Origin of the sequence: Kocuria tytonicola (genome assembly GCF_003687455.1) — a bacterium.
Classification (GTDB): Bacteria; Actinomycetota; Actinomycetes; order Actinomycetales; family Micrococcaceae; genus Kocuria; species Kocuria tytonicola.
Genome location: NZ_PHOA01000025.1, coordinates 21,592 through 27,700, shown reverse-complemented (window position 1 = coordinate 27,700; position 6,109 = coordinate 21,592). Strand labels below are relative to the sequence as shown.

At 67.4% G+C, this 6,109-nt stretch carries 9 protein-coding genes; 3 read left to right on the top strand and 6 right to left on the bottom strand.

The features are described from left to right. Positions 1-76: 76 nt before the first annotated feature. Complete coding sequence (locus CWC38_RS04810) at positions 77-1,096, top strand: CAP domain-containing protein (RefSeq protein WP_121845682.1); 1,020 nt, start codon at positions 77-79, stop codon at positions 1,094-1,096. 71 nt (positions 1,097-1,167) lie between these two features. On the opposite strand, the gene CWC38_RS12360 is transcribed toward CWC38_RS04810, so the two are convergent. From CWC38_RS12360 to CWC38_RS04785, 4 genes are all read right to left on the bottom strand, one after another. Further along, on the bottom strand, positions 1,168-2,331 hold the full coding sequence (locus CWC38_RS12360; RefSeq protein ID WP_240625052.1) for a DNA-formamidopyrimidine glycosylase family protein: 1,164 nt from the start codon (positions 2,329-2,331) through the stop codon (positions 1,168-1,170). Positions 2,332-2,375: 44 nt separating this feature from the next. Beyond that, on the bottom strand, positions 2,376-2,732 hold the full coding sequence (locus tag CWC38_RS04795; RefSeq protein WP_240625051.1) for a type II toxin-antitoxin system RelE/ParE family toxin: 357 nt from the start codon (positions 2,730-2,732) through the stop codon (positions 2,376-2,378). Then, a complete protein-coding gene (locus tag CWC38_RS04790) occupies positions 2,729-3,019 on the bottom strand; it encodes a hypothetical protein (RefSeq protein WP_121845681.1) in 291 nt (96 codons plus the stop codon). The genes CWC38_RS04795 and CWC38_RS04790 overlap by 4 nt, the downstream gene beginning before the upstream one ends. A gap of 95 nt (positions 3,020-3,114) precedes the next feature. Further along, positions 3,115-3,309 carry a hypothetical protein gene (locus CWC38_RS04785; RefSeq protein ID WP_124106142.1) on the bottom strand — a complete coding sequence of 65 codons (195 nt, stop codon included), beginning with the start codon at positions 3,307-3,309 and terminating at the stop codon, positions 3,115-3,117. 83 nt (positions 3,310-3,392) lie between these two features. Here CWC38_RS04785 and CWC38_RS04780 point away from each other — a divergent pair, with 83 nt between their 5' ends. Next, positions 3,393-3,935, top strand: a complete 543-nt coding sequence (locus CWC38_RS04780; RefSeq protein WP_121845679.1) for a GNAT family N-acetyltransferase — start codon at positions 3,393-3,395, stop codon at positions 3,933-3,935. A gap of 79 nt (positions 3,936-4,014) precedes the next feature. On the opposite strand, the gene CWC38_RS04775 is transcribed toward CWC38_RS04780, so the two are convergent. Beyond that, positions 4,015-5,325: an MFS transporter gene (locus tag CWC38_RS04775; RefSeq protein WP_121845678.1), complete on the bottom strand. Its 1,311-nt coding sequence runs from the start codon at positions 5,323-5,325 to the stop codon at positions 4,015-4,017. Between the two features lie 417 nt (positions 5,326-5,742). Between CWC38_RS04775 and CWC38_RS12565 the strand changes: the two genes are divergently transcribed. Further along, positions 5,743-5,865, top strand: coding sequence for a hypothetical protein (locus tag CWC38_RS12565; RefSeq protein ID WP_276309555.1), 123 nt, complete (start codon positions 5,743-5,745; stop codon positions 5,863-5,865). 33 nt (positions 5,866-5,898) lie between these two features. On the opposite strand, the gene CWC38_RS12090 is transcribed toward CWC38_RS12565, so the two are convergent. Continuing rightward, positions 5,899-6,048: a hypothetical protein gene (locus CWC38_RS12090; protein WP_165860342.1), complete on the bottom strand. Its 150-nt coding sequence runs from the start codon at positions 6,046-6,048 to the stop codon at positions 5,899-5,901. Between the last annotated feature and the right edge of the window lie 61 nt (positions 6,049-6,109).

Sequence of the window (6,109 nt, the reverse complement as noted above, 5' to 3'; positions counted from 1 at the left end):
GTCCCCGCACCGTGCACCGCCCCCGCCGCACCCCGTGGTGGGTCGCATGCACGCCCGACGACGAAAAGATCCCGCCATGCCCCCTCGCCACCTCTCTGCCCGCACCCGTCCGGGCGTCCTGCACCGTGCCCTCTCCACCCTCACCGCGGCGAGCGCCGCGGCCGCCGTGTTGGTGACCGGCAGTCTCGTGACGGCCCCCGGTGCCGACGCCGCGCCGTCGGACATCGTCTCCGTCTCCTCGGGCACCCGCAACGCTGACGCCCAGAAGATGCTCGGACAGATCAACAGCCACCGCGCGTCCCGCGGGCTGCAGCCCGTGAAGTACTCCCCGTCCCTGTCCGGGATCGCGCAGGGGCAGTCGGACCGCCTGGTTCGGCAGGAGGTCATCGACCACTCGAACACGTTCCTCACGGACCGCCGTGCCGCCGGGTACGACGCCGCCGGGGAGATCCACGCCCTGTCCTGGCAGAACTCGGTCACGGACCTCACCACGTGGTGGAAGAACTCGCCCGCGCACAACAAGGTGCTCACGGACCCGCGCATGGAGGTGGTGGGCATCGGCCTCACCTACGTGGACGGCCAGCTGGGTGGCAACGGGCAGGGCTGGCGGCTCGTGGGCACCGTGGACTCCTACGGGTTCCCGGGTGCCGGGGCCCCGGCGGACACCCGCAGCAGTGTGACGGGTGGGGCCGTGGCCCCACAGATGAAGCCTGCGCCGCCCACTGGTGCCGCGGCCGCTCTTCCTCCGGTGACGGGCGGGATCCGCGCACGCTACCTCGCCATGGGTGGCGCCCCCGTGGTGGGCGCGCCCGTGGCCATCCAGCGCGGCGGACTGGTCGACGGCGGCATCTACCAGAACTTCCGGGCTGCGAACGGCGCCCGGCACAAGATCCTGTGGACCGCCCGCACCGGTGCGCACGCGGTCAAGGAGTCCGGCGGCATCGGCCAGGCGTGGCAGCGCGCCGGGTTCGAGCGCGGCTGGGGCTACCCCCTCACGGAGGAGTACAGCGCAGGTTCCGAGGTGCAGCAGCGCTTCTCCAACGGGTACACCGCGCACTGGTCCCGCACCACGGGACGCACCTGGGTCACCCGCTGACCTCTGCGCCCCGTCCGACGACGCCGCCCCGCGGACTCCCTGCCTCGGCACGGGTCCGCGGGGCGGTTCCGTCACTCCGCGGCCTGGCACCGCGGGCACCACGCAATGGTGCGCAGGTGCTGCACCGCGGTGCGGGACGGTGCGGGATCCACGGTGAGCAGGGCGTCGTCGATCTCCCCGCGCTTCAGCACGGTCCCGCAGCGGCGGCACGGCTGACCGTCCTTGCCGTACGTCCAGAACAGGGGGCGGCCCTGCGGCGCCTGGCCCACGGTGGAGCGCATGGAGCGGTCCTTGTTCAGGTGCAGCAGCTTGTGCGCGAGGACGACGATCTCCCGCAGCTTCCCCTCGGGCAGCGAGTCAACCCGGGCCCAGGGGTTCGTGCGGGACATGAACAGGGTCTCCACGCGGTACACGTTGCCGATCCCGGCGAGGTTGCGCTGGTCCATGAGCGCGGTGCCGATCGCGCGGTCCGGCTGCGCGCTCAGCCGCTCCAGGGCCTTCTCCAGGTCCCAGTCCGGGCCGAGGATGTCCGGGCCCAGGTAGCCCACGAGCTCCTGGTCCTCCAGCCGGGTGGGCACCAGGCGCACGTCCTTCACGTCGAAGCCCACGGCCTCCACGTCCTGGGTGCGCAGGATCGCGCGGATGGTGTGCGAGCCCTGCCCGATGGCCACGTCCGCGCTGATCCGGGTGCGCGCCTCCGCGGCGGAGCGGACACTGCCGCCCGCTCTGGCGCGCGGACGGTAGGGGCTCGCGCCGGGGCGGCTCCGTCGTACGCCGCCTGCACCCCCGCCACCGCCGGACGACGACGCCGCACGGCCTGGTCCGCGCGCACCAGCCGCGGGGCGGCCCGCTCCACTCCGGGGCCCCGGAACGCTGGCGGGGGTGTTCGCGGTGCTGGCGGCCCCGCCGGTGTGTGAACGTCCGGCGAGTGACCCGCTGGGCTGCCCGGCGTCGTCGTTCTGGGCCCTGTCGAAGACCCGCCAGGTGCCGTCCATCATCAGGTGCGAGTGCAGGGTGAGGGGCTCGGCGCCGGAACGCATCTCCTCGGCGTCCGGGGCTGCGGAGAGCCGGATGAGGATGTGCTTCCCGCGCGGCACCACAGCCACGACGGTGCGCCCGGAGACGTCCGAGGTTGCGAGGGCGGGCACCCGGAAGTCCGAGCTCTCGACCACCGCACCCTCCAGCGCCTCGCGCAGCATCTTGCACTGGCGGTAGACGGAATCACCTTCGGGCACGGGGCCTCCTGGGTAGTGGCTGAGACTCGGGGGAAGCTTTGGACTCAGTGCGTGTCTCGTCCGAGTCGCTTTGCGGCCTGCAGATAGACCGCCAGCCCCTCGCGTTCGCCCACGGACACCGCCTCCAGCGCCACAGCCTGAACCTCGTTGGGTGTGTAGCGGTAGACCAGGCGGTATCGCGGCTTTCTCGTCGGGACGGGGTCAAAGTACAACTTGTAGCAGTCCGACAGATCACCTGTCCCAGCATGATCCTCGAGAGGAACCCCACGAATCGCCCCGTCGCGGATGAAGACGAGTCGTTCCAGCGCCATCTTGGCGATGTCGTGAGGCTTTCGAGGCAACGCGAGAACGTCCTCCTCGAAGCCCGGTAGCTTCGTGAGCTTCAGCGCTCGACGGGTCACTGGAAGTCGGCGGGGTCGAGGCCCAGTGTCTCTGCGGTTTCGGACAGGGGGGAGGCTCCACCGGCGCGAATGCGAGCCCGAGCGGTCTCCGCCGTGGCCAGGTCCTCCAGGAGGGGAGCAATGGCTTCGAAGGCTTCGTAGGGGATCATCACCGCCTCTGGCTTGCGCTGCGCTCCGAAGGTGACCGGCTCAGCCGTCAGCCCCTCGGTACGGAAGCGCTGGAGGGTGTCCCCGAGGCTTTCGCGTGCTTCGCGGCTGGTGAGGGGATGAGAAAGGAGTGATGTCATGGGGCCAGTGTACGTGAAGTGTACGTCTATGTGTACACGTCTGCGTACTCATAATGCTGGTCAATCTGAGGGGTGGGCAGCAGAGCGGGGGAGCGCTATCGCCTGCGGCCGGGGTGCCGGAACCAGCCAATCATGAGAAGTACCAGCCCGATCTCGACCAGGACGAGGCCGGGGCACACGATGCTTGCCCGAGGATCGAGGATGAAGAAGAGGATCGCCACCACGGCCCCGATCCCAATAAAGAACTTCCCCGCCTGGTAGGTGAGCGACATGTTCTTGAAAGGGGCCATGCTGGCCATCCTGTCAGATCCGGCGTTCCTGAGGCGGCGTCAAATGGCCGTCGAATTCTCCTCCACAGTGGCAGGATCGTCGCATGGACCGCACCGCTCGCCTCAGTCTCGATCTACCGACCTCGTCCGACCTAGACAGCATCCACCTCATCTATTCGGATGCTCGGACATGGACGCATTTCCCGAGCGGTCGGCTCACCTCGCGTGAGCAGACGGATGCTCTCCTCACGCGGTGGATAGAAGACTGGCAGGCAAACGGCCTGGGCTCCTGGGTCGTGCGAGAGGCCGGTCGGGTGGTGGGGCACGGTGGATGCACGCTTCAGAAAGATCGCTATTGGAACCTGGGGTACCGCTTTGCCCCTGAGGCCCAAGGGCGAGGTCTGGCCACGGAACTCGCGTGTGCAGCTGTTGACGCAGCCAGGCGGAATCGGCCAGACCTCCCCGTCGTGGCCAAGGTTCTCGAGCACAACGCACCTTCCTTCTCGGTGGCGAAGAAGGCTGGCCTCTCTCTGAGGTACAGGGGCACCGACCGAGGAAATCCCGATGAACAGGCCGTTCGCCTGGTCCTCGCCGACCGGGACCTGAGCGATGAGGTTCTTGCGCTGATCCTCGGATGGGCGCCGTAACCGGTGACGCGGACGTGCCTCGTGGGGTGGGGAAACCCCAACCAAGGCGCCCGCAGGGTTGCCCAACCCATGCGTATCGTCATTTCCGTATGGTGGCCGTCCCGAGGCGGCGGAAGGCCATGCCCGTCAGCGCCAGGGAGAGTACGGCGAATGCCTGCCAGCCCATGAGAGCCCACCACGTACCAAAAGCTGCGCCCACGGCTCCGCCCGCGAGCGTGCCAAAAGGTATGGCGCCGCGCGTGAGCATTCGCCGGAGGGCGGTGACGCGTCCAAGAGTTCCCTCGGGACAGGCCCACGCGAAGACCGTGGCCTGGGTGATGTTGTTGAGGACGACCATGAACCCCCACAGCGCGGAGCCTGCGAGCAGATAGACCGCCGCGTTGCTGCGGTCTAAGTAGGCCACCAGATGAAGACCCACGGCCGCTACGCAGCCGAATGAGCCAGTGAGAATGCCCCCGCGGTCACCCAGAACGGCGATGCATCGACTGGCAATCGCGGTAACTGCCAGTGCGCCGGCTGAACCTGCAGTGAGTTGGAAGCCCAGGAACTCCGGCCCCATGCGGAGATCGGTGAGGATCCACACCGCCTCAACGGGCACAAAGAGGGACATGCCCAGGTTGCTGGCTGTGCCGCTCAGTGTGAGCAACCACAATGCGGGGGCGCTGCGGAGCACACTCCATCCCTCCACAGCATCCGCCCAGAACTGGGCCCACCGGGAGAGGGCGGCTTCAGCATCGGCTGTTCCGGCGTTTGTCCTGTCGTGCTGGGCTGGGGAGATCGTGCGGACCTTGAGTGCCACCAACCCAGCACCCAACAGGAAAGCGGCAGACAGCGCGAGAACGGGCCCCGATCCCAACTTTGCCACCGCAAGACCAGCGGCTGCGGGCACGATCAATCCCAGAGCGGCATCGGCTGATTCGAGCCGCGCCGCCAAGCGGGGGACATTGGCAGAGGGCACCACTCGGGGAACGAGAGTTGCCTGTGTGGTTTCGGCCAGCACGGTGAGCACGCCCAGGAGGCACATGGCCGCTGCCAGGTGGAAAAACGTGAGGGCGTCCACCGCCCAGGCGAGCACGAGCGTGCTGAGCAGGGCCGCCTTTGCGATGCCGGCCGCAGTCAGGAGAGCCGGGCTGAGGTGGCGGTCCACCATGATGCCGATGGGGACGCCGAAGAAGAGAAAGCCCAGCCCGGACAGCGTCATGAGGACGCCCATCTGGTCTGCCCCCACACCCAAGACCAGAACCGCCAGCACATCCACGGCGACATCCGTGGCGGAACGTCCCCCGGCGTCGAGCCCGTTCGAGAGCACCAGCCATCGAGCGCGCCCCAAACTCTTCGCGGACGAGCCACCACTTTCTGCTGGAGAGAGGTGCGCGATGTTCGACGGCATGGACGAAGTGTGGCAGACAAGAGAGCGCTGGCCTTCGTGAGCCAGCCCGATGTCAGGGGGTCGTCCTGGATACTTCCCCAGATTCAGCCCCGGACTAACGGGTGTGAGCAGCCGACACCTGAGGTGGGTCAGTGCCAGCGGCGCAGTATTGCGGTGACGTGTTCGGAATTTGATTGTCTGTGGGCCACTGTGGCGAGGAAATCGCCGGCACCGCCTGTGACATGATTCATGGCTAAGCGCCCATTGTGGGCGCGGGGCGTCTGATGCTCGGTTCTCAGCAGGGAACGACATGGGATTTACGAAGAATCGTGGTGACCGATGAAAGATGATCTTCCGGATCCGCCGTCTGGCTACCGTCCGCCCATGCGACGAGCCACCATCATGTGGGCCATCAAGCAGATGGTCGCAGGAGTTGGGGTGATCCTCCTTGCCTTCTGGGTTCATCTACCGTGGGCGGCTCTGATCGGCGTGGGAGTGATCCTGTTGGGGATCGCGTTCTACTTCGTGGAGAAGAAATCGCAAACAGGGTACTGGCGGTAGCCCCGTCCGCGCTGTTGGAACGGTTTGTCGACATCAGGAAGTCGGAGAATGGGCGGTTCTTCGGCGTGCAGCGGCCTCGCGGATGGCACGGATCGCTGCCTCCTCCAGACTGATCCCATCCTCCGCCGCAAGGCCCGCCAAAATGTGCTCGTCCTCGTCCGTCAGTCTCAGCGTCATCTCCACACCGAGATGGTATCGAGGTGGTGTCCCGTGGAGTTCCGGAAGGTTGTCGTTCCGTCACGGA